Consider the following 20,993-nt stretch of genomic DNA (forward strand, 5'->3'; position numbering starts at 1 on the left):
GGTGGGGGGGTGAGGAGCACAGAGCGCACGAACCGTCGGGTGGGGACGGTTTCCGAGGAACCGGAGGCGGTGTACCGCCTCTTCGACGACATGCCCCTGGGCGTGTTCGTGCTTCGAGACGGCCTGCTCATCCACGCGAACACGGCCCTGTCGCGCCTGCTGGGCGTGGAGCGCGAGCAGCTGCTCGGCAGGCCGGTGACGGCGCTCCTGTGGGAGCCGGGGCCGCAGGAGGATCCGGCGGACCGGATTGCTCGGCGGCTGGGGTCGTCACCCGTGGCGGGCACCTATGAAGCGTGGCTGCACGTGGGCACCGGCGGGCTGCGCGTGGAGCTGACGGTGCACCCGCATGCCACGGATTGGGTGGTGCAGGTGCGCGACGTGACCTCCCGCGTCCGGCGCCGCATGGTGCTGCGGCGGCTGGCGGAGCTGGGAAGCGAGGTGCGCGCGCTGCACTCCGAGGACGCGGTGCGCGAGGAGGTGTTCCGGGGGCTGGAGGCGCTGGAGCTGGGCTTCGCGTGGCTGACGCCCCGGGGTGTGGGCGTGGAGCTGTCCGTGGCGGGACTGTCCCCCCGGCTGGTGCCGCACGCGCCATCGCTGGGAGGCCGCGTGCGGGTGGAGGCCCCTGGCGGCTGGACACCCGCGCTGGTGCGCACCTGGCGCGACGGCGATGCGTGGATGGAGGACCTGGGCGTGGAGGCGTCCCGGTTCGTGTCCGAAGCGCGCATGGACGCGGTGCTGGCGGTGTTCCGGCGCGTGGAGACGCACCGGGCGGTGGGCGTGCGCATCGACGTGGAGAACGCGCCCACGGCCATGCTGGTGCTGGCCGCGGACTGGCTGAGTGAGGAGGACGTGGCGGCGGTGCGGCTGTTCGGCCAGCAGGTGTCGTCCGCGCTGGACGCGGCGCGCACCATCCAGCGGCTGAGCGTGCGCGCGACGGCGCTCACCGCGCTGGGACGGCTGGCGTCACAGGCCGCGTCCGCGCCGCACCCGCGCGCCTTCTTCGGCTCCGGCACGGAAGAAATCTCAGGCCTGCTGGGCTGCGACGCGGTGTGCCTGCTGTTGCCCGCGGACACGCGGCACGAGTCGGGCGAGTCCCTGGAGCTCGTGTACGCGCGAGGCCTGTCCGAGGACGCGGTGGCGCGCGTGCGCCGCGCGCGGCTGGGGTCGCTTCCGCGTCCGGGCGGGATGCCGGACGCGGTGCAGGTGCTGGACGCGGAGGCGTGTCCCGCGCCCACTCGCGACGCGCTCCGGGCGCTGGCGTTCCAGACGCTGGTGTCGGTGCCGCTGCGGGTGCGCTCGCGCGGCGTGGGCACGTTGAGCGTGCTGTTCCATGCGCGCCGCCGGCTCACCGCGCTGGAGGTGGAGACGCTCCAGGCCATGGGCACGCACTTCGCGGCGGCCATTGAATCCCACCGGCTGCTGGACGAGGTGCGCGGCCGGGCGGAGGACCTGGCGCTGATGCACGAGGTGGGCAAGGCGCTGGCGGCCACGCTGGAGCTGGACCGGCTGCTGGCCACGGGTGTCACCAGCCTGGCGCGCATCGTGGACGTGCCGGACGCGTACGTGCTCCTGCCGGATGCCCAGGGGAACCGGCTCGCCATCCGCGCGGCGACGGGCAGCCACCCGGAGCTGGTGGGGCGCCACGTGTCGCTGGACCTGTCGGCGAATTCGCTCGCGGGCCAGGTGTTCCGCACGCGCCAGCCGCTCCGCGTGGAGGACGCGCGGCTGGAGGTGCGGGTGGACGACGAGCTGCGCCGCGCCGCGGAGGCCCAGTCGTACATGGTGCTGCCGCTCGCCGTGCACGACCAGATGGTGGGCGTGGCGGTGATGGTGGAGACGCGCCGGCCCCGCCGCTTCACGCCCGCGGAGCTGGAGCGCGCGGACGCCATCGCCAACCAGCTGTCGCTGGCGCTGGAGGGCGCGCGGCTGGTGGAGGACTTGAAGCAGAGCTACGCGGAGCTGGCGCGCGCGCAGGAGCAGCTGGTGAACCGCGAGCGGCTGGTCGCGCTGGGCGAGCTGTCCGCGGTGGTGGCCCACGAGGTGCGCAATCCCCTGGGCGCCATCTTCAATTCAGTGGCCACCATCCGCCGCATCATCGGGCCGGAGAATCCGGCCATCCCGCTGGTGGACATCGTGGGCGAGGAGGCGGACCGGCTCAACCGCATCGTCGCGGACCTGCTCACGTTCGCGCGGCCTCCGTCGCCGCACCTGTATCCGGTGTCGGTGACGCAGCTGTTGGAGGAGGCGGTGGGCAGCGCGCTCTCCGACGTGGGCGGCACCTCGCCGCCGCCGGTGCGGGTGGAGTGGGTGATGGAAGAGGACGTGCCGTCGGTGACGGTGGACGAGCGCCTCATCCGCCAGTGCTTCCTCAACGTGGCGCTCAACGCCGTGCAGGCCATGCTGCCCCAGGGCGGCACGCTGCGCGTGATGGCGCGCAAGGCGTGGATGGACCGGGCCGGCGTGCAGGTGGAGATCAGCGACACGGGACCGGGCATCCCGGCGGAGCTGCGCGTGCGCGTCTTCGAGCCCTTCTTCACCACCAAGGCCCAGGGCACCGGGCTGGGGCTCGCCGTGGTGAAGCGCATCATCGATTCACACGTGGGTCAGGTGTCGCTGGACGCGCCGGAGACGGGCAAGGGCACCATCTTCCGCCTCTTCCTGCCGCTGGAGCCGCCGGTGGCGCCGAACCTGCCCCTGACGGGCGTCTGACGGAAAAAGGCGCGCGCTCAGGCGCCACCTTCGCCGCCGTTCAGGAAGAGCCACATCACGCCGAAGCCCAGGCCGCACGCCAGGGCCACCACCGCGAGCATGGCCCAGAAGCGGTACTGGGGCGGGATGGGCCACAGGCCCTGGAGCGGGCTGCCACCCGCGGACTTCGCGGGCCGCTTCTTCTTGTTGTCGCGCTTCTGGGCGGCGAGCTCGGCTTCGCGGCGCTTCAACTCCGCTTGCCGGAGCGCCTCGGAGATGTCCATGTCGTAGCCCACGAGCGTTTCGCGCGTCTTGGTCCGCACCTGCATGGGGCGCGTGTCGTGGGGCCGCTCATTCACGACGGGGGCCTGGCGGCGCGGGGCCTCCTTCGGCGCGACGTAGGGGGTGGCCTTCTCGTCCAGGTAGGCCGGCATGTTGCCCGTCGTCTGGGACAGGGCGCCGAAGATCTTCGCGGCCTCCAGGGCCTCGGTGGCTTCGCCCGCGCCCTGCGGCGCCCAGGGCACCGGCAGCTCGTCCTGGGACATGGGGCGGGTGGCGTCCGGGAACGCTTCGGCGGGACGCGGTTTCGGGGCGGCGCCGACGGTGGTCTGGGGACGGGGCTGGGATGCAGGAGCGCGCGGCGCCGCGTTCGCATTGGGACGGCCGGGCTTTTCGACGTCGGTGCTCTCTTCTTCCGCGTCGTCGTCCGTGCCCGGGCGCGCGGCCATGGGCGAGGAACCGGCGCCCTCGGTGGCGTCGTCCTCGCCGGAGCCCGGGGTCCAGCCGCCCTTGCCGGTGGCGGGCAGGCCCGTGGCGCTCTTGCGCGCGGGCCGCTCGTTGGTGGTGGAGTCCTCACTGCCTGCGCCGGGAGTCCAGCCCGGGCGCGAGGGGCGGTTCTGCATCGGTGAGTCCTCCGGGGCCGGGGGGGGCCCCTCACTGTGAGACGCTCGAAGGTGTGTAACGGAGTCTTTCGCGTCCGGGCCCGGATTCCAATCCGGCCGAGACGGTTCTTCCGCCGGAGCCTGCCTGCCCGAAGGGGAATCCGTGGGCGCGGGGGTGCGCTCCCCCGGGTCGGTGGTGTCCTCGGAGCCCGGGCCCCCACGGGAGTCCAGGGGGCCGGGAACCTCCTGGGGGGTGGCTTCGTCCTCACCCGGCCCGGGAGTCCACTGCGCGCGAGCCGCTCCGGGCGCCGCCTCCGGGGTCTGGGGAGGAAGCCCCGGCGTGGTGGGCTCCGCGGCGCCAATGCCTGGCAGCCAGGCATCCATGGTGATTTCCAGGTTGTGCAGCCGCGCCGGAGGCGCCTTGCGCGGCAATTCCGGCGCGTCGCCAGACTCCTCCTGGAGCCTTTTCGCCTCCGCCGCCGCGCGCAGCGCCTGCTCCACCTTCGCCGCGTCCAGGGCCTCGGTCTGCTGCCCCACGGTGGCGTACTCCGGCGGCTGCGGCTTCGCGGCGTCCCGCGCTCCGCTCTCCGGGCCCGCGCCCTCCGCCCGCCGCAACTTCGCCGCGTCCAGCGCCTCCGTCGCGATGTCCTCCTGCGCGCGGAGCGCCTCCGCCGCGTCCACGGCCCCGGGGGGCGCGAGCACGGACGGGAACTCCTGACGCGTGTTCGCGCGCTCGGGCTGCTCGCGCAGCAGGTCGTCCAGCACCTGCTGTTCGATGACCTTCTCGCGCGGGAAGGCCGCGGACATCAGCCGCACCAGGTCCTGATCCGTCACGGTGGGCGCCAGCTTCTCCTTCAGCGCGCCCAGCGCCTCCGCCATGGCCGTCGCCGTGGGGAAGCGGTCGTTCGGCTCGGACGCCAGCGCGCGCGCCAGGAACGCGTCCACCGCGCGCGGCAGGTCCGGCCGGTAGCGCCCCGCCGGTTCCCACTGCGGATAGGCCGCGCGCCGCCAGCGCTCCAACGGGTCGCCCCGCTGCGACAGCGGCTTCCACGAGAACAGCTCCCACAGCACCACGCCCACCGCGTACAGGTCCGCGCGCCGGTCCACCGTGCGCTTGCGGGCCTGCTCCGGCGCCATGTACGTGAGGTTGCCAATCACCACGCGCGGCGCCGTCTGCTGCTCCTTCAGCGTGGACTGCGCCGCGCCGAAGTCGATGATCTTCACCTCGCCCGCGTAGCTCACGCACACGTTCGCGGGGGACAGGTCGCGGTGCACCAGGTGCAGCGGGTGCCCCTCTTCATCCGTCGCGTCGTGCGCGTACGCCAGGCCCTCGCACAGCCGGATGCCCATCTGGAGCAGCGGCCCCAGGGGCATCATCCGCTGACGCTGCCTGAGGCGGTACGCGAGCCGGCTGAGCGTCTTGCCCAGCACGTACTCCATGGCGAGGAACAGCTGCCCGTCCACCTCGCCCATCGCGTACACACGCGCGATGTTCGGGTGCGCCAGCCGCACCACCACGCGGGCCTCGTCGCGGAAGCGGCCCACGAACTGCCGGCTGTCCACCAGCCCAGGCAGCACCTTCTTCACCACCACCGCGCGCCCCACGCCCTCCTCGCGCGCGAGGAAGACCTCCCCCATCCCCCCGGCGCCAATGCGGCGCACGAGGGTGTAGGGACCGAAGCGCACGGGCCCGGTCAGGGCCTCTGGTTCAACGGGCGTCGCCAAGCGCGCGGAACGCCTTGCGGGCCGCGGCGAGCACGTGCGCCACCTCCGGCTCGCCGATGGCCAGCGACACGAACGCCGCCTCGAACTGGCTGGGCGGCAGGTACACACCTTCCTGGAGCATCGCGTGGAAGAAGCGCCCGAACTTCGCCGTGTCCGCCTTCTTCGCGGACGCGTAGTCGAACACCGGCTCCGCCGTGAAGAACACCGTGAGCATGCTGCCCACGCGGTTCACCGTCACCGGCACGCCCGCCGCCTTCGCCTCCGCGCGGAAGCCCTCCTCCAACAGCAGGCCCAGCTGCTCCAGCCGCGAGTACGTCCCCGGCGCCGCCAGCGCCTTCACGCACGCCAGGCCCGCCGCCACCGCCACCGGGTTCCCGGACAGCGTGCCGGACTGGTACACGGGCCCCTCCGGGGCCACCTTCGCCATGATGTCGCGCCGGCCGCCGTACGCGCCCAGCGGCATGCCGCCGCCCACCACCTTCGCCATGGTGGTCAGGTCCGGCTTGAGCCCGTACAGCTCCTGCGCGCCGCCGCGAGCGAGCCGGAAGCCCGTCATCACCTCATCCAAGATGAAGAGCACGCCGTGCTTCTGGCAGAGCTTCTGCAACCCTTCGAGGTAGCCGGGGCGCGGCACCAGCACGCCCATGTTGCCCACCACGGGCTCGATGATGGCGCAGGCGATGTCCTTGCCCTTCTCATTGAAGATGCGCTCCACGGCCTCCAGGTCGTTGAAGGGCGCGGTGAGCGTGAGCGACGCCAGCGCGGACGGCACGCCCGGCGAGTCCGGCAGGCCCAGCGTCTCCACGCCGCTGCCCGCCTTCACGAGGAACGGGTCACCCGCGCCGTGGAAGCAGCCCTCGAACTTGAGGATGTAGTCGCGGCCGGTGAAGCCGCGCGCCACGCGGACGGCGGCCACCGTGGCCTCCGTGCCGCTGGAAACGAGGCGCACCTTCTCCACCGAAGGCACCGTGGCGCAGAGCAGCTCCGCGAACTCCACCTCCGCGGCGACGGGCGCGCCGAACGTGGTGCCGCGCCGGGCGGCCTCCAGGATGGCCTCCACGATGGGCGGGTACGCGTGGCCCAGGATGAGCGGGCCCCAGCTGCCCACCAGGTCCACGTAGCGGTTGCCGTCCACGTCGGTGAGCCACGCGCCGGAGCCCTCCTTGAAGAAGACGGGGTCGCCTCCCACGCCACGGAAGGCACGCACCGGAGAGTTCACGCCACCCGGGATGCGCGCCTGCGCACGGGCGAAGAGGGCCTGGCTTTGAGCGTGTTTCATGCCGGTGGGCATAGCACGCGCCGGACGCGCGTCCCTGCCCCGAGTGGCCCTCCGATGTCGCCTTTTCACCCCCGAGCGGACGCCTGCCTGGCTGACCGGGGCGCGCTCACAACGTAGGGAATTCACGTGCGTCGCCAGGGACCTGGAAGATACTGGCGGGCGAGCTGTCCCACAGGTCCCGACGAAAGCACCGATGAGAATCGAGCGCATCGAGGTCAAGAACTTCCGTGGATTCGCGTCGCGAGCCTTCGAGTTCTCGCCCTCGTTCAACGTGCTCATCGGCGACAACGGCACGGGCAAGACAGCCATCCTCGACGCGCTCTCCATCGCGGCGGGCGCCATCTTCCTGGGACTGGAGGGCGCCACCCCTCCCGGCATCCATCGCGATGACGTGCGGCGCGTGATGCACACCGCGGGCGAGGTCCCCACGCTGGAGGCCCTCTACCCCGTGGAGGTGCGCTGCCGGGGCCTCATCGAGGGAAAGAGCCTGGAGTGGGCGCGCACCCTCGAAGGCCCCAACAAGCACACCACCCATGGACAGACATCCGACCTGTCCAAGCGGACGCTGTCCTGGCGCTCACAGGTCCGCAAGGGCAAGGACGTCGTCCTGCCGCTCATCGCCTACTACGGCACTGGACGCCTCTGGCTGCAACGCCGGGCCCGCCAGTCCACGACGTCGGATGGAGCCAGGGTCCTCAAGCCCCGCTCCCGGTTCAGGGGCTATCACGGGTGCCTTGACCCCTCCTCCAATCACAAGGACTTCGTCTCCTGGTTCAAGACCATGGAGCTGATCCAGCTCCAGGAGGGGCGGGCGCTCGGCACGTTGGGCGCGGTGAAGCACGCGCTTCGCGAGTGCATGCGGGACTGGACGGACGTCCGCTATGACCTGCGGCTGGGCATGCTGGTCGCGAGCAAGAAGGACGGCGCCCAGCTGCCCTTCGACATGCTGAGCGACGGCGCCCGGAGCATGCTGGCCATGGTGGGCAACATCGCCTACCGGTCCGCCACCCTCAATCCGCACCTGCGTGAGCAGGCGCCCTCCCAGACGCCGGGCATTGTCCTCATCGACGAGCTGGACCTGCACCTGCACCCCAACTGGCAACGCGAGGTGGTGGACGACCTGCGCAAGGTCTTCCCCCAGCTGCAGTTCGTGGCCACGACCCACTCGCCCTTCATCGTCCAGTCGCTGCGCGAGAACGAGCTCATCAACCTGGATGATCAATCCCGCGAGACGCTCCCCAGCCGGAGCATCGAGGACATCGCGCAGGAGGTGATGGGCGTCGACCTTCCCCAGCGCAGCCATCGCCATCAGGTGATGATGGAGGCGGCGCGGAAGTACTACGCGGCGCTGGAGCAAGCGAAGGGCGCCAAAGGCAAGGAGCTCCAGCGCCTCAAGCAGGAGCTCGACGAGCTCTCCGCGCCCTTCAGCGACGACGTCGCCTACCACGCCTTCCTGGAGATGCAGCGAGGCAAGGCCGGGCTCCCCGGAGACGGTTCGTGAGACCCGTGGAGCGGGGGGACTGGCCCGTCGACAACGACGGCGTGCGCCGGACCTTCTCCGAGTACCCGGAGGCGCGGGGCGCGCTCATCGAGCGGATGGGTGAATACTGCGCGTTCTGCGAGGGCCGGATGAACGCCAGCCTCGCCGTGGAGCACATGCTTCCGCAGGAGCATCACCCCGGGCTCGCGCGGGACTGGCACAACTTCCTGCTCGCCTGCGTGAACTGCAACAGCACCAAGAGCGCCAAACGCATCCGCCTGGGGAGCTACTACTGGCCGGACCGCGACAACACGTCCCGGGCCTTCGTCCACGCCGCGGACGGGGTCGTGACCGCGGCGCCAGACCTGAGTCCCCAGGAGCGGCGCCGCGCGGAGCGGACGCTCCAGCTCACGGGGCTCGACAAGCTGCCGCCCCACCACCCCAGGGCCAGCGACCGCCGCTGGCAGCATCGCAGGGAGGCATGGGCTCGAGCGGAAGAAGCCCGGGACTGCCTCGCCGCCTCGGACACGCCTCACATGCGACGGCTGGTCATCCGGCAGGCCACGGCGCTGGGCCATTGGTCCATCTGGATGACTGTCTTCGCGGCGGACGCGGACATGAGACAGCGGCTCATCACCGCGTTCACCGGCACCGCCAGGGCCTGCTTCGACACGGCCACCCGGCCCGTCCCCCGCGCGGGCGGCGCGCTTTAGCCTGCGCACCTACACGCGGGCGCGGTTATAGCCACCGCATGCGCATCCTCCACACCATGCTCCGGGTCGGCGACCTGGAGAAGTCGCTCGACTTCTACACCCGCGTGCTCGGCATGACGCTCCTGCGCCGCCAGGACTACCCGGACGGCAAGTTCACCCTCGCCTTCGTCGGCTACGGCCCGGAGGACACCCACCCCGCCCTGGAGCTCACCCACAACTGGGACACGGCGAAGTACGAGCTGGGCTCCGCCTACGGCCACATCGCCCTGGGCGTCAGCGACATCCACGCCACCGCCAACGCCATCCGGCAGGCCGGCGGCAAGGTCGTCCGTGAGCCCGGCCCCATGAAACACGGCACCACCGTCATCGCCTTCGTGGAGGACCCGGACGGCTACAAGGTGGAGCTCATCCAACAGAAGACCTGACCCACCCCGGGGTGCCCCGGGGTGCCCTCCCGTGAACCGGCGGACACGGGTGGCATGGGCAGGCAGGCGGACGGGACTTTCCGCTCGATGTTTCGCGCCTTCCGCTCGCCGCGCCCCCGGCGGGGGTGTAGAGAGGCCCGCGCGCGATGCAGCGAGGCGCGCACCCTCCCCCTCTTCTTTCGAGGCCGTCGTCATGGTGGAGAGTCCCCAGAGCCAGAACGCGCTGTCCCCCGACGAGCTTCACGAGGCGTGGGCCGTGCTCTCCGTGGACGAGCGCCTGGAGGGCTTCCGCCTGCTGCCCGCGGCGGTGGCGGACGACTTCTTCCTGGGCCTCAGCGCGCGCGAACAGGGCGAGCTCATCCTCAGCCTCCCCCCGGCCGAGCGCCGCACCTGGGTCCGCCTGCTCCCCCCGGACGACCTGGCCGACCTGGTCCAGGCCGTGGAGCCGGAGCAGGTGGACGCCATCCTGTCCCAGCTGGACGACGCCAGCCGCCGCGAGGTGAACGTCCTCCTGGCGTACTCGGAGGACGACGCGGGCGGTCTGATGAACCCGCGCTTCGCCCGCGTGCGCCCGGACATGAGCATCGACGAGGCCATCGGGTACCTGCGCAAGCAGGCGCGCGAGAAGGTGGAGACCGTCTACTACGCCTACGTGCTGGACGCCGAGCAGCGGCTGCAGGGCGTGCTGTCCCTGCGCCAGCTCTTCCAGGCCGCGCCGGACAAGCGCGTGGCGGACGTGATGATTCGCGACGTCATCACCGTGGCGGAGAACACGGACCAGGAGGCGGTGAGCCGCACCTTCTCCGAGCACAGCTTCATGGCCATGCCCGTGGTGGACGAGCAGCGGCGCATGAAGGGCATCGTCACGGTGGACGACATCGTGGACGTGGTCCAGGAAGAGGCCACGGAGGACATCCAGAAGGTCGGCGGTATGGAGGCCCTGGACGCGCCCTACTTCGACGTGGGCTTCCTGGCGATGCTCAAGAAGCGCGCCGGCTGGCTGATGGTGCTCTTCCTGGGGGAGATGCTCACCGCCACGGCCATGGGCTACTTCGAGCACGAGATTGCCCGCGCCGTCGTGCTGAGCCTCTTCATCCCGCTCATCATCAGCTCCGGCGGCAACTCCGGCAGCCAGGCCACCACGCTCATCATCCGGTCGCTGGCGCTGTCGGAGATGCGGCTGAAGGACTGGTGGCGCGTGGCCCGGCGGGAGCTGAGCACGGGCCTGGCGCTGGGCGCGGTGCTGGGCGTGGTGGGCTTCACCCGCGTGATGGTGTGGCAGGGCCTGTTCCACAGCTACGGCGAGCACGCGTTCCTCATCGGCATGACGGTGGGCGTGTCGCTGGTGGGCGTGGTGATGTTCGGCACGCTGTCCGGTTCCATGCTGCCGTTCATCCTCCGGCGCGTGGGCTTCGACCCCGCGAGCGCGTCCGCGCCCTTCGTGGCCACGCTGGTGGACGTGTCCGGGCTCGTCATCTACTTCACGGCCGCGAGCCTCTTCCTGAGCGGCACCCTGCTGTAGTCAGCGACGCTCCCGGGTCCCATGATTCCCACCCACCGTCGGCGCACGCTCACCCTCGCGGCGCCTGAAGCCCCCGGCCGTCCCACGCACGTCTCCTCCGCCAGCGGCCTGGTGCGCGCGGGGGACTGGCTCTACGTCGTCGCGGACGACGCGCTCCACCTCGCGGTGTTCCCCGCCACCGGAGACGCGCCGGGCCACACCGTGCGCCTCTTTCCCGGAGAGCTTCCGGAAGGTCACGCGGAGCGCAAGGCGGCGAAGCCGGACCTGGAGGCGCTGTGCCGGCTGGGTCCGTCCGCGTCCTTCGCGCACGGGGCGCTGTTGGCCCTGCCGTCGGGGTCCACGCCCGCGCGGCGCCGGGCGTCGGTGCTGCCCCTGAACGCGGACGGGACGCTCGCGGGCGAACCGCGCACGGTGGACTGCACGTCGCTCTACGTGCAGTTGGAGCGCGAATTGGTGGCGCTCAACGTGGAGGGCGCGGCGGTGGCGGGCAAGCGGCTGCGGCTGCTCAACCGGGGCAACGGCGAGGGCGGTGTGGACGCGCTGGTGGACCTGGACCTGGACCGCGTGCTGGCCAGCCTGGACGTGGGCGTGATGGGGCCAGAGGCCGTGCGCACCGTGCGCCGGTGGGAGCTGGGCGAAGCCAATGGTGTCCGGCTGTCCTTCACGGACGCGTCGCCGCTGCCAGACGGGCGCGTGGTGTTCACCGCCACGGCGGAGGCCTCGCGAGACCGCGTGGCGGATGGGCCTGTCATGGGTTCGGCGGTGGGCGTGCTCGCGCCGGACGGCACGCCCGTGTACCTGGACGCGGTGGACGTGCCCGTGAAGCTGGAGGGTGTGGACGCGCGCGTGGAGGGTGGCCGCGTCCACGTGCTGCTGGTGGCGGACGCGGACGACCCGTCAGTGCCCGCGCCGCTCCTGGAAGCCGCGTTGCCCGTGCCGGGCTAGGGGCTGTCCCTGATTACCGCAGCCAAAGAAGCATGGAAGCAACGTGCAGGCCGGCGAGGTAGCTCTTCGCCGTCTTGTCGTAGCGGGTGGCCGCAGCCCGAAAGCGCTTGAGGTCGTGGAAGAAGCACTCCACCCGGTAGCGCAACCGATAGAGGGTGCGGTCCAGCGCAGGCGGTTGCTTCCTGCTGGGATGGGGATGAATGACAGGCGTCATTCCCACCTTCAGGGCGTTGGCGCGAATGCGCTCTGCGTCGTAACCGGTGTCCGCGATGAAGGCCTTGCCCTCGGCGTGCACCAACAACTCCTCGGCCATCGTGGACTCATGTTGCTGGCCGGGCGTTATTTCGAGGTGGAGCGGCTTACCGCCCGCCGTTGTGACGGCGTGAACCTTCGTTGAAAAACCTCCTCGAGAACGCCCCAGAGCATTTCTTCGGACCCCCCTTTTCCGCCCGAGGCGTCCTGATGCGCCCGGACGACGGAGGCGTCTGCCAGCGAGCCGAGCTCATCCACCGGAAGTCGCAGGGCCTTGAAGATGGCTTCCCAGCGCCCGACTTGCGCCCAGCGGTGGAAGCGGTTGTAGACGGTCTTCCAGTGGCCGAATCGCTCCGGAAGGTCCCGCCATTGCACCCCAGTCTTCACGCGCCAGATGACGGCGTTGATGAAGTCGCGGTCCCCTCGCTTCGAGGGTGGGCCGCTCCGCGAGCCCAGCAAGGGCTTGATGCGGCTCCACTCGGCATCGCTCAGTTCATGTCGGCGCACAGCCAGCGTTGATCATGCCTGACGCTGGCTGGCAACCTCCTGGTGCCCCTCAAGGCCGGGTCCAACGCCGGTGTTTGATCCACCAGGTTGATTTTCGGACCGGAGATCAGGGACAGCCCCTAGCTAGCCGCCGCGCTTCACCAGCAGCGGCCCGAAGGCCTGCGCCACCGGCATCATGGAGATGACGTTGATGTTCACGTGCGCGGGGCGCGTGGCCACCCAGTACGCCGTGTCCGCGACGTCCTCGGGCGTGAGCGGCTGGGTCTTCTCGTAGAGCGAGGCGGCCTTCGCGTCGTCGCCACGGAAGCGCACGTTGGAGAACTCCGTGCCGCCCAGGAGCCCCGGCTGGATGTCCGTGACGCGCACCGCGGTGCCGTGCAGGTCCGCGCGCAGGTTGAGCGTGAACTGATGCACGAACGCCTTCGTCGCGCCGTACACGTTGCCACCCGGATAAGGGAACTCGCCCGCGATGGAGCCGATGTTGATGACGTGCCCCCGGTCGCGCGCCACCATGCCAGCGAGAGCTTCACGCGTGCAGTACAGGAGGCCCTTCACGTTGGTGTCCACCACCACGTCCCAGTCCTCCAGCCGCGCCGCCTGCGCGGGCTCCATCCCCAGCGCGAGCCCCGCGTTGTTCACCAGCACGTCCACCTGCGCGAAGTCCGCCGGCAGTGAAGCGAACGCCGCCTTCACCGCCGCCTTGTCCGTCACGTCCAGCGTCACCGGCAACAGCCGCTCGCCCAATTCCGCCTTGAGCGCGTCCAGCCGGTCGCTGCGCCGCCCGGCGGCGATGACACGCGCGCCCTCCTTCACGAAGCGGCGCGCGATGGCCTGCCCGATGCCCGCCGTGGCCCCTGTCACCAGCACGATCATGTGAATGCCTCCCACGCGAGAAGGGCCGTTGCGCCCCATCAGGGCACGGCCCGGCCGTTACATGGCACGCGGGAGGAATGGGCGCACGCGAATGCGCCCGGGGAGCGCGTCAGTCGCCGCGGTCGCGGGCGGCCTCTTCGGCGCTGCCGCCCATGGCTTCCACGGAGGTGCGCGCCTGCTTGCTGCGGTCGAACGCCACCTCCTTCTTGCCAATGCCCTCCACCGTGAGGTTGGCCAGGCGGCGGCGTGCCCGGGTGATGGCGTCCTGCACCAGCGACGGGTCGGGGTGCGTCTTCAAGCACTCCACCCAGGTCTCGATGGCCTTCTCGTTGTCGCCCGCGTCCGCGCGCAGTTTTCCCATCTCGAAGAGGGCGTGCGGCGCCAGCTCCGAGTCCGGGAAGCGCGTGCGCAGGTCCGCGTACGTCTTCAGCGCTTCCTGGCGCTTGCCGTCCACCATGGCCAGGGCCTGCGCCTGGAGGAAGAGCGCGTCGTCCACGTAGGGGCTGGTGGCGAAGCGGTCCGGCAGCTTCTTCGCCTCCAGCTCGCACTGCGGATAGTCCTGGAGCTCGAAGTACGTCTTGGCCACCTGGTACTGCAGCTCCGCGCTCTGCGGCGGGTTGCGGTGCAGCGCGGCGGTGAGCTGATCAATGGAGCCGCGCAGGTCGCGGTAGTGCACCCGCAGCAGCTCCGCCAGGATGATGCGCGCCTCCAGCGACTCCGGCGCCTCCGGGCACTGCTGGATGAGCTGGCGGTAGACGCTCACCGCCTCCTTCACCTTGCGCTGCTCCAGCCAGTACACGTCGGCCGCGCCCTTGAGCGCCCGGGCGCGCATCACCAGCGCCTCCGGGGTCTCGTCGCGCAGCAGCATCTCGTAGGCCTTGCGGTACTCCACCAGCGCTTCGTCCGGACGCTTCTCGAAGATGGCGTCGCGCGCGCGCTGCATGTGGTCCACCGGCTTGTCACGGCAACCGGTAACGGCCAGCGCGCCCACCGCCAGGACACACGCCCACCGAGACAGCCCGCGCCTCATTGGCAGGACTCCGGGATGAGGCGCACGCAGCGCGTCTCGTCACAGCGCACGCACTCGCGCTCCGAGGAGACGTCCGTCACGCACACGGAGACGCGCGACGTCCTGGGGCAGTCCTCGGACGTCACACAACGGTAGAGCCCCCCGTCGGTCCGGGTGATGTCCACCGGAGTCGAGCCGCAGTTCTCCAGGTCGTTGCATCCCAGGAGCGCCGCCGCCGCGACTGCCATTGCTGCCACCAAGGCGCGTTGCACGGCTTGGGTTCTAGCCAACTTCCGACCTGGGGTCACGAACCGTGCGCCCGCCTGCCCGCCCGGAAGCAGGAGTTCCCCGGGAAAGCGAGCACCCGCGCATGGCCAGCATTTCGCCCTCCGTGCTAGCCCTGTCGCGTCACGTCTTTCCCCCCTCGTGTCCCAGGAGTCCTGAACCATGAGTCTTCCCTCTCGTCCTCGCGCGGTGGTGACGGGCGCCGGCAGTGGCCTTGGCCGCGCGTTGTGTGAAGCGCTGGCGGCCCGGCAGGCACGGGTCATGGTGTCGGACATGAACGCGGCCAGCGCGGAGGAGACCGCTCGCCGCGTCACGGAGCTGGGCGGCGAGGCGCGCGTGCACCCGTGCGACGTGACGGACCCGGACGCGGTGGAGGCGCTGGCGCGCGCCACGGACGAAGCGTTCGGCGGCGTGGACCTGGTGGTGAACAACGCGGGCGTCGCCACCGGAGGCGCGGTGGGCACGCTGCCCCTGTCCGAGTGGAAGCGCGTGCTGCACGTGAACCTGTGGGGCGTCATCCACGGCTGCCACGCGTTCGTGCCCCGCCTGCGCAAGCAGGGCTCCGGGCACGTGCTCAACATCGCGTCCGCGGCGGGGCTCGTATACGCGCCGAACCTGGCGGCCTACAACACGTCCAAGGCCGCGGTCGTCGCGCTGTCGGAGACGCTCTACGCGGAGTTGCAGCCCCTGGGGCTGGGCGTCACGGTGGCGTGCCCCACGTTCTTCCGCACGAACATCGCCGCCGCGGCCGCGCCCTACTCCGACCCGGAGACGCGCCGCATGAGCGTGAAGCTGGTGGACCAGTCGAAGGTTGGACCGGAGTGGGTCGCCGAGCGGCTGCTCAAGGCGGTGGACCAGGGCGCGCCGCACGTGCTGCCCATGGCGGATGCGCGCTGGTTCTGGCGGCTGCGGCGGCTGGCGCCCGGGCTGTTCCTCCGGGGCGTCATCGCGGTGGAGAAGCGCATGCGCGAGCGCACCGCGCGCATCCCCGGCTAGAACATCAGTTGCTGCGCTGCTGCGTGGGCGCCTTGCCGGACGTGAGCACGGTGGTGTCCACGGACGCCATCGAGTTGCGCTGCTTGACCATGCGCGCCTTCTGGTTCTGCTTGTCCTCGTGCTTGAGGATGGCGGCCATGTGGGCGTCGGCCACCTTGCACTGGATGGCGCTCACCTCCTGGTGACGCCGCCCCAGCTCGTTCCACATGGCGAGCCGGCCCTGACTGCCCAGGAGCCGGTCCTCGACCGCGTCCAGGGCCTGGTCCATCTGCTTGCCCTCGGCCTCCAGGGCCGCGAGCCGCGCTTCGGAATCCTCGGGGGACTGCCCGCATCCGGTGGACACGGCGAGCCCCACGGCCACCGCCAGTCCGAGCCACATCCGCCGCATCCCCACGTCGCCTCCCAGGTGTCTCGGGCCGTCCACCGGCCTTCAGGCAGCGCAAGGTAGGAACGGGCCCTGGGAGCGACAACCCGAACGCCAGCCAGGGAGGTAGGCGTTTCCAGGAGCGAACGTTTGGGCATCTTTCCCGTCCCACTGTTTTGACGGTGGGGCAGAAGGGCCGTGAATTCGCCATCAGGGCGCGACGCGCGCCCGGTGCTTCAGGATGAACTCACACACCTCGCGCGCGGCGCCGAAGCCCGCGGCGCGCTGGGCCACGTAGTGCACCTGGGCGCGCACCTCGTCCGGCGCTTCCGGCACGGTGGCGGAGAAGCCCACCGCCTTGAGCAGCGGCAGGTCCACCACTTCGTCACCCATGTAGCCGCAGTGCTCGGCGGACACGTTGAGGATGGCGAGCAGCTTCTCGAAGTGCGCCACCTTGTCCTGGCTGCCGAAGTGCACGTGGCGCAAGCCCAGCGACTGCATGCGCATCTGCGCGGAGAGGCTGTCGCCGCCGGAGATGGCGGCCACCTCGATGCCCACCTCCTGCAGGCGCTTGATGCCCATGCCGTCACGCACGCTGTACATCTGCGTCCACCCGGAGTTGGGCACCCAGAAGATGCGGCCGTCGGTGAGCGTGCCGTCGATGTCGAAGATCATCACCGACAGGCGCGCCACCCGAGCCTTGAGCGACTCCAGGTCCTGGTTCATGCCGTGCCTTTCGCTACTTGGGCACGGCCTTGAGCGAGGCCTTGCCGTCCTTGATGACGACCTTGAACTCCACGGCCTTCGCGTTGTGCTGCTTGAGCAACTCCGGCACCTGCTTGCGCAGCGTGGCCGCCACCGACTCGTAGGACAGCTTGGACGTGTCCTCCTGGCAGCGGCGCTTCGCGGTGACATACGCGTCGTACACCGCGCGCAGCTTGTCGTCGGACATGCCGCCACCAGGGCCGGCCGCCGCGGGACGGGGCGCGGCAGCAGGAGTCGCAGCCGGACGCGCGGGCTGCTGCGGAGCCGCCGCCGGAGCCTTCGTGGCCATGCCCGGAGGCACCGCCGGACGTCCCGCCGCCGGAGTCCCGCCCGGAGCCACCGCCGCCGTCACGGAAGGCAGCTTCGACGTCCCCGCCGCCGGGGTCCCCACGGGCGCGATGGACGGCAGTCCGCTCACGGGCGAGACCGCCGGAACCGACTGCTTCGGCGGCACCAACCCCGCGGGCGTGCCCCGGGGCGCGCCGGCCGGCTGCGCCGCGACAGGGGCCACCGCCGGACTGCCCCGGAAGGGCGTGCCGACCGGGCCCTGCTGCTCCGCCTGGTACTCCGAGGCGAGCTTCGGCTCGTTGATGGGGCGGCGGCCGGTGAGCTCTTCAATCTCCTCGAAGTCCATGTCGTCGACTTCTTCGGGGATCTCCACCACGCCCTTCTGGCGGTCGCCGGTGGCGTTGGCCTGCTTCGTCCCGGCGCGGCGGCGGGCCTTGGCCAGGTCGCGGCGGTAGGTGCCGGCTTCAATCTCCTGGATGGTGCGCACCCACAGCCGCTCGTAGGTGAGGAACTTGTTGTGGAGGCTCTGCACGCGGAACTTCACCGACGTGCTGCGGATGAAGGCCCCCTTGAGCTTCAGCATCCGCTTCTTCAAATCTTCATGCGCGCGGATGGGCGCCTGACGCTCCATGCCCATGAAGTACTGCTCGTAGTTGTGGCGCAGCTCCGCGATGGCCGCCTCCAGCTCCTCACATTGCTGAAGGGCGGCTTCGCTGGAGGAACTGGCGTCCTGTTGCGCGGGTCGGCCCCCACCTTTGGCGGCGGGCCGTGCGTTGTCGGGCGGCGGCATGTTCCCGGGAGTGTCCCCAACCCGGGCGCGGCTCGCAACCTCAGGCCGCCGACGGTGTAGGCCCCAGGCCAGCGGCCTCACCCGCCGGTCGGTGGCGCGCCATCAGCAGTGCACCGAAGGTGAACATGCACAGGGAGATGAACTGGCTGGTGGACACGTTGTACCAGGCCTCCAGGGGCACCGCCCCGGCCAGCCCCTGGGCGCCCAGCGACTCCAGCAGGCCGTGCAGGGTGCCGCGCTCCACGTCGCCCCGGAACAGCTCCACCGTGGTGCGCAGGCAGGCGTAGGCCATCAGCCACAGGGCGAAGATGTGCCCATGGAAGCGGCGGATGCGGCGCGCGTACAGGAGCGCCACGAAGAGCACCAACTGCCCCACCGACTCGAAGAGCTGCGTGGGGTACACCGGCAGCGTGGTGCCGTGCTGGGCCACCCAGTCGGAGATGCGCACCGCGCCCGGCGCGGCCTGGTGGAGCACCTGCCCGGTGGCCTCCACCACGAAGCGGTCATCCCCGGCCTGTGAGCCATACGCCAGGCTGGACGCGCGCCCCAGCTCGCCGAACAGGTCCTGGGCCAGTCCGGAGCCCGGGAAGGTGACGCCCGTGTGCGAGTGGCTCCCGGCCATGTCGCCCCAGCAGCACCCGGCGGAGAAGCAGCCCAGGCGCCCCAGGCACTGCCCCAACGACACGGTGGGGATGCACACGTCCGCCAGCCGAAGGAAGTCCAGGTCGTACCTGCGGGCGAAGAGGAACGCCGCCAGCCCCGCGCCAATCAGGCCGCCGTAGAACACCAGCCCGCCGCCCAGGGAGAAGGCCTGCGTCCAGTCGCGCGCGTAGTCCTGCCAGTTCACCAGCACGAACAGCACGCGGCTGCCCACGAGCCCGCCCACCAGCACCCAGAACGCCAGGTCCAGCACCTGCTCGCGCTTCTGCGGCCCCTCCGTGTCCACCCAGCCCCGGCCGTCCACGAAGCTCACCCGGCGCCACTCGTCCTGAGCCAGCCGGCCCGCCACCGACACCGCGGTGACGAAGCCCGCGGCCAGGAGCACGCCGTAGGTGTGCAGCGGGATGCCCTCGCCCTTGCCGCCGGGGAACGCGTCCGCGGGCAGCGCGTACATCAGGCCGAAGTACGCGAGGAAGCCGCCCACCACCGCGAACCCCACCGCGCGCAGGAGCTTGTCCTGGAGCGGCGCGGGGCCCTCCTTGCCCGTCTTCGCGTCCAGCGGCCCCAGCGTGCCCTTCCAGCCATTGACGGCGACGGAGGCCACCACCCCCACCGCGGCGGCGTACAGCAGGAGCTGCATCCACAGCGTGGTGAAGGACAGGCGCAGCAGGACGGGGAGCATGGGGGACCTCTGGCCCGGGAGGCCCGGACGAACGGCGGGGACAACCGGGACGGGCGGGAAGGACATTCCCGGCCCGCCGTCACGCCACTACGCGGCCTTCGCGGGAGTGGAAGCCTCCGGCTTCTCCTTGCGCACGAAGGCATCCACCACGAGCATGCCCACGCCAATGCAGATGGCCATGTCCGCGACGTTGAACGACGGCCAGGCGGCCTTGTCGTACCAATGGGCCTCCAGGAAATCGATGACGAAGGCCCGCGCCACGCGGTCGATGTAGTTGCCCAGCGCGCCGCCCAGCACCAGCGGCAGGCCCCACAGCGCCCACACCTCCGCGGAGTCCGTGCCGGTCAGCTTCCGGAAGTAGAAGACGATGAGCAGCACCGCGCCCACGCTCACCAGGTGGAAGAGCGGGCCGCGCACGTGGGGCGGCAGGTCGCGGAACATGCCCCACGCGGCGCCCGGGTTCTCCGCGTAGCGCAGGCGGAAGAAGTTCTCCGCCACCTCCACGTGCGTCTTCGGCTGGAAGTGCAGGCCGCGGCGGCCGGGCTCTTCCGCGGGCGAATAGAACGCGCCCAGGCGTTCCGACAGGGTGGTGGCCCCGTCGAAGCGGGTGGTGAGGTCGCGCACGACCAGGTACTTCGTCCACTGGTCCAGCACGATGACGCCCAGCGTGAGGGCGAGGAGGATGACGTATTTGCGCGGCACGGAGAGGGCTTATACCAGCCCACCCCCGCGCGTCACGGCTGGGGGCTCGTGCCCTGGGGCAGCGGCTGCGCGGCCGAGGCCTCCGGACGCAGCGAGTCCAGCAGCATCAGCGCCACGCCCACGCAGATGGCCGCGTCCGCCACGTTGAACGTGGGCCAGCGCATGCCCGGCTGGTTGCGCCAGTGCCAGTCGATGAAGTCGATGACGTAGCCCCGGATGAGCCGGTCCACGAAGTTGCCCAGCGCGCCGCCGGTGATGAGCGCCAGCGCCACGCGCACCATCTTCTGCGACGGCTCCGTCTTCCGGTACAGCGTCAGGATGAACCCCAGCGCCACCAGGCTCACCACGTGGAAGAACGCCTTGCGCGCCGTCTCCGGCAGGTTGGAGAACATGCCCCACGCCGCGCCCGGGTTCTCCACGTAGCGGAAGTGCCAGTAGTCCTCGATGAAGCGGTACGGCCGCGTGTTCTTGCGGAACACGCCCTCCACCGGAGGGTCGTTGTCCAGGTTCTGTTCGCTCAGGAAGCCGGACACGCGCGACAGGCCGCTGCGGCCATCCAGCGCTTCCGTCAGCCGGGACACGGCCAGGTACTTGGTCACCTGATCCGCCGCCAGCACGGCGAGGACCACCACGAGGAGGAGACGGAAGGAGGCTTTCATGGGGTACCCGAACCTCTATCGTGCCCCCGGGAGCCCTGACAACCCGGACCCGGGCCGCAGACCGCCGGCCCGCCTGCCCTCTCCCTCCCGGAGTCCACCCGTTTCGGGCATGGTGCGCCCATGGCGCCTGTTGAGCCCGACGTGAAACCTTCCACTCCCGACATTGCCCCACCCGGAACCACCACGCCCCCGGCGGCGAAGCCGTCGTTGATGGCGCGCTTCAAGACGCTGCTGGTGGACTACGGCCCGCTGGCCATCGCGGTGAACTACCTCATCTTCGGCCTGGTCATCGTGGGCTTCTGGGCGGCCATCCGGGCCGGCTTCCAGCCCCAGGGCACCGGCGCCCAGGCAGGTGCGTGGGGCGCGGCCTACCTCGCGTCGCAGGCGGTGAAGCCGCTGCGGCTGGCGGCGGTGTTCGTGCTGACGCCGCTCATCGCGCGCATCCCGCCGGTGGGGCGCTTCATCGCGAAGAACAAGCACAAGTGGAGCTTCTGAAACGGCAC

Annotated in this window: 19 protein-coding genes and 1 pseudogene; 8 read left to right on the forward strand and 12 right to left on the reverse strand. The window is 70.9% G+C overall.

From position 1 onward, the window contains the following. The first annotated feature begins 39 nt into the window (after positions 1-39). On the forward strand, positions 40-2,709 hold the full coding sequence (locus tag D7Y21_RS07015; RefSeq protein ID WP_121712059.1) for a GAF domain-containing protein: 2,670 nt from the start codon (positions 40-42) through the stop codon (positions 2,707-2,709). Between the two features lie 17 nt (positions 2,710-2,726). On the opposite strand, the gene D7Y21_RS42165 is transcribed toward D7Y21_RS07015, so the two are convergent. After that, positions 2,727-5,294, reverse strand: a complete 2,568-nt coding sequence (locus D7Y21_RS42165) for a serine/threonine-protein kinase (protein WP_199735374.1) — start codon at positions 5,292-5,294, stop codon at positions 2,727-2,729. Further along, positions 5,278-6,573: a glutamate-1-semialdehyde 2,1-aminomutase gene (gene hemL / locus D7Y21_RS07025; RefSeq protein ID WP_120561678.1), complete on the reverse strand. Its 1,296-nt coding sequence runs from the start codon at positions 6,571-6,573 to the stop codon at positions 5,278-5,280. The genes D7Y21_RS42165 and hemL overlap by 17 nt, the downstream gene beginning before the upstream one ends. Before the next feature lie 193 nt (positions 6,574-6,766). On the opposite strand from hemL, the gene D7Y21_RS07030 reads away from it, so the two are divergent. From D7Y21_RS07030 to D7Y21_RS07050, 5 genes are all read left to right on the forward strand, one after another. Further along, positions 6,767-8,074, forward strand: coding sequence for an AAA family ATPase (locus D7Y21_RS07030; RefSeq protein WP_121712061.1), 1,308 nt, complete (start codon positions 6,767-6,769; stop codon positions 8,072-8,074). Beyond that, positions 8,071-8,766 (forward strand): HNH endonuclease, encoded by a 696-nt coding sequence (locus D7Y21_RS07035; protein WP_121712063.1) that lies wholly within the window; start codon positions 8,071-8,073, stop codon positions 8,764-8,766. The genes D7Y21_RS07030 and D7Y21_RS07035 overlap by 4 nt, the downstream gene beginning before the upstream one ends. 38 nt (positions 8,767-8,804) lie before the next feature. Further along, a complete protein-coding gene (gloA, locus tag D7Y21_RS07040; RefSeq protein ID WP_120560819.1) occupies positions 8,805-9,191 on the forward strand; it encodes a lactoylglutathione lyase in 387 nt (128 codons plus the stop codon). Between the two features lie 193 nt (positions 9,192-9,384). Further along, positions 9,385-10,713 carry a magnesium transporter gene (gene mgtE / locus D7Y21_RS07045; protein WP_120560818.1) on the forward strand — a complete coding sequence of 443 codons (1,329 nt, stop codon included), beginning with the start codon at positions 9,385-9,387 and terminating at the stop codon, positions 10,711-10,713. A 21-nt stretch (positions 10,714-10,734) separates the two neighbouring features. Next, positions 10,735-11,658: a hypothetical protein gene (locus tag D7Y21_RS07050; protein WP_121712066.1), complete on the forward strand. Its 924-nt coding sequence runs from the start codon at positions 10,735-10,737 to the stop codon at positions 11,656-11,658. A 13-nt stretch (positions 11,659-11,671) separates the two neighbouring features. On the opposite strand, the pseudogene D7Y21_RS43605 reads toward D7Y21_RS07050, so the two are convergent. From D7Y21_RS43605 to D7Y21_RS07075, 4 genes and pseudogenes are all read right to left on the reverse strand, one after another. Continuing rightward, positions 11,672-12,417, reverse strand: a pseudogene (locus D7Y21_RS43605) (IS5 family transposase). A 123-nt stretch (positions 12,418-12,540) separates the two neighbouring features. Then, a complete protein-coding gene (locus D7Y21_RS07065; RefSeq protein WP_121712071.1) occupies positions 12,541-13,290 on the reverse strand; it encodes an SDR family NAD(P)-dependent oxidoreductase in 750 nt (249 codons plus the stop codon). A 109-nt stretch (positions 13,291-13,399) separates the two neighbouring features. Further along, a complete protein-coding gene (locus D7Y21_RS07070; protein ID WP_120560815.1) occupies positions 13,400-14,320 on the reverse strand; it encodes a tetratricopeptide repeat protein in 921 nt (306 codons plus the stop codon). Beyond that, positions 14,317-14,547: a hypothetical protein gene (locus D7Y21_RS07075; RefSeq protein WP_171423096.1), complete on the reverse strand. Its 231-nt coding sequence runs from the start codon at positions 14,545-14,547 to the stop codon at positions 14,317-14,319. The genes D7Y21_RS07070 and D7Y21_RS07075 overlap by 4 nt, the downstream gene beginning before the upstream one ends. A 199-nt stretch (positions 14,548-14,746) precedes the next feature. On the opposite strand from D7Y21_RS07075, the gene D7Y21_RS07080 reads away from it, so the two are divergent. Next, complete coding sequence (locus D7Y21_RS07080; RefSeq protein WP_121712073.1) at positions 14,747-15,580, forward strand: SDR family NAD(P)-dependent oxidoreductase; 834 nt, start codon at positions 14,747-14,749, stop codon at positions 15,578-15,580. A 4-nt stretch (positions 15,581-15,584) separates the two neighbouring features. On the opposite strand, the gene D7Y21_RS07085 is transcribed toward D7Y21_RS07080, so the two are convergent. The 6 genes from D7Y21_RS07085 to lspA (D7Y21_RS07110) all read right to left on the reverse strand — a co-directional run bounded on the left by D7Y21_RS07085 (position 15,585) and on the right by lspA (D7Y21_RS07110) (position 20,490). Next, entirely contained in the window at positions 15,585-15,959 is a 375-nt protein-coding gene (locus D7Y21_RS07085; protein ID WP_233591290.1) for a hypothetical protein, read from the reverse strand. A 195-nt stretch (positions 15,960-16,154) separates the two neighbouring features. Then, positions 16,155-16,670 (reverse strand): HAD family hydrolase, encoded by a 516-nt coding sequence (locus D7Y21_RS07090; RefSeq protein WP_120560812.1) that lies wholly within the window; start codon positions 16,668-16,670, stop codon positions 16,155-16,157. Between the two features lie 13 nt (positions 16,671-16,683). Beyond that, positions 16,684-17,787 (reverse strand): MXAN_5187 C-terminal domain-containing protein, encoded by a 1,104-nt coding sequence (locus D7Y21_RS07095; RefSeq protein WP_121712076.1) that lies wholly within the window; start codon positions 17,785-17,787, stop codon positions 16,684-16,686. A 40-nt stretch (positions 17,788-17,827) separates the two neighbouring features. After that, the gene (locus D7Y21_RS07100) at positions 17,828-19,129 is read right to left on the reverse strand and encodes a prolipoprotein diacylglyceryl transferase (RefSeq protein WP_121712077.1); all 1,302 of its coding nucleotides are present in this window, start codon (positions 19,127-19,129) and stop codon (positions 17,828-17,830) included. Positions 19,130-19,216: 87 nt separating this feature from the next. Then, complete coding sequence (gene lspA / locus D7Y21_RS07105; protein WP_121712079.1) at positions 19,217-19,831, reverse strand: signal peptidase II; 615 nt, start codon at positions 19,829-19,831, stop codon at positions 19,217-19,219. A 32-nt stretch (positions 19,832-19,863) separates the two neighbouring features. Beyond that, complete coding sequence (gene lspA / locus D7Y21_RS07110) at positions 19,864-20,490, reverse strand: signal peptidase II (RefSeq protein WP_121712081.1); 627 nt, start codon at positions 20,488-20,490, stop codon at positions 19,864-19,866. Between the two features lie 141 nt (positions 20,491-20,631). On the opposite strand from lspA (D7Y21_RS07110), the gene D7Y21_RS07115 reads away from it, so the two are divergent. Further along, the gene (locus D7Y21_RS07115; protein ID WP_120561676.1) at positions 20,632-20,985 is read left to right on the forward strand and encodes a hypothetical protein; all 354 of its coding nucleotides are present in this window, start codon (positions 20,632-20,634) and stop codon (positions 20,983-20,985) included. Positions 20,986-20,993 lie beyond the last annotated feature (8 nt).

The organism is Corallococcus sp. AB045, from assembly GCF_003668895.1.
Classification (GTDB): domain Bacteria; phylum Myxococcota; class Myxococcia; order Myxococcales; family Myxococcaceae; genus Corallococcus; species Corallococcus coralloides.

Excerpts from the sequence above, each read along its gene's own strand:
- hemL (WP_120561678.1), bottom strand. The coding sequence starts at position 6,573 with ATGAAACACGCTCAAAGCCAGGCCCTCTTCGCCCGTGCGCAGGCGCGC.
- D7Y21_RS07030 (WP_121712061.1), top strand. The coding sequence starts at position 6,767 with ATGAGAATCGAGCGCATCGAGGTCAAGAACTTCCGTGGATTCGCGTCG.
- gloA (WP_120560819.1), top strand. The coding sequence starts at position 8,805 with ATGCGCATCCTCCACACCATGCTCCGGGTCGGCGACCTGGAGAAGTCG.
- mgtE (WP_120560818.1), top strand. The coding sequence starts at position 9,385 with ATGGTGGAGAGTCCCCAGAGCCAGAACGCGCTGTCCCCCGACGAGCTT.
- D7Y21_RS07050 (WP_121712066.1), top strand. The coding sequence starts at position 10,735 with ATGATTCCCACCCACCGTCGGCGCACGCTCACCCTCGCGGCGCCTGAA.
- D7Y21_RS07065 (WP_121712071.1), bottom strand. The coding sequence starts at position 13,290 with ATGATCGTGCTGGTGACAGGGGCCACGGCGGGCATCGGGCAGGCCATC.
- D7Y21_RS07070 (WP_120560815.1), bottom strand. The coding sequence starts at position 14,320 with ATGAGGCGCGGGCTGTCTCGGTGGGCGTGTGTCCTGGCGGTGGGCGCG.
- D7Y21_RS07075 (WP_171423096.1), bottom strand. The coding sequence starts at position 14,547 with ATGGCAGTCGCGGCGGCGGCGCTCCTGGGATGCAACGACCTGGAGAAC.
- D7Y21_RS07080 (WP_121712073.1), top strand. The coding sequence starts at position 14,747 with ATGAGTCTTCCCTCTCGTCCTCGCGCGGTGGTGACGGGCGCCGGCAGT.
- D7Y21_RS07085 (WP_233591290.1), bottom strand. The coding sequence starts at position 15,959 with ATGTGGCTCGGACTGGCGGTGGCCGTGGGGCTCGCCGTGTCCACCGGA.
- D7Y21_RS07090 (WP_120560812.1), bottom strand. The coding sequence starts at position 16,670 with ATGAACCAGGACCTGGAGTCGCTCAAGGCTCGGGTGGCGCGCCTGTCG.
- D7Y21_RS07095 (WP_121712076.1), bottom strand. The coding sequence starts at position 17,787 with ATGCCGCCGCCCGACAACGCACGGCCCGCCGCCAAAGGTGGGGGCCGA.
- D7Y21_RS07100 (WP_121712077.1), bottom strand. The coding sequence starts at position 19,129 with ATGCTCCCCGTCCTGCTGCGCCTGTCCTTCACCACGCTGTGGATGCAG.
- lspA (WP_121712081.1), bottom strand. The coding sequence starts at position 20,490 with ATGAAAGCCTCCTTCCGTCTCCTCCTCGTGGTGGTCCTCGCCGTGCTG.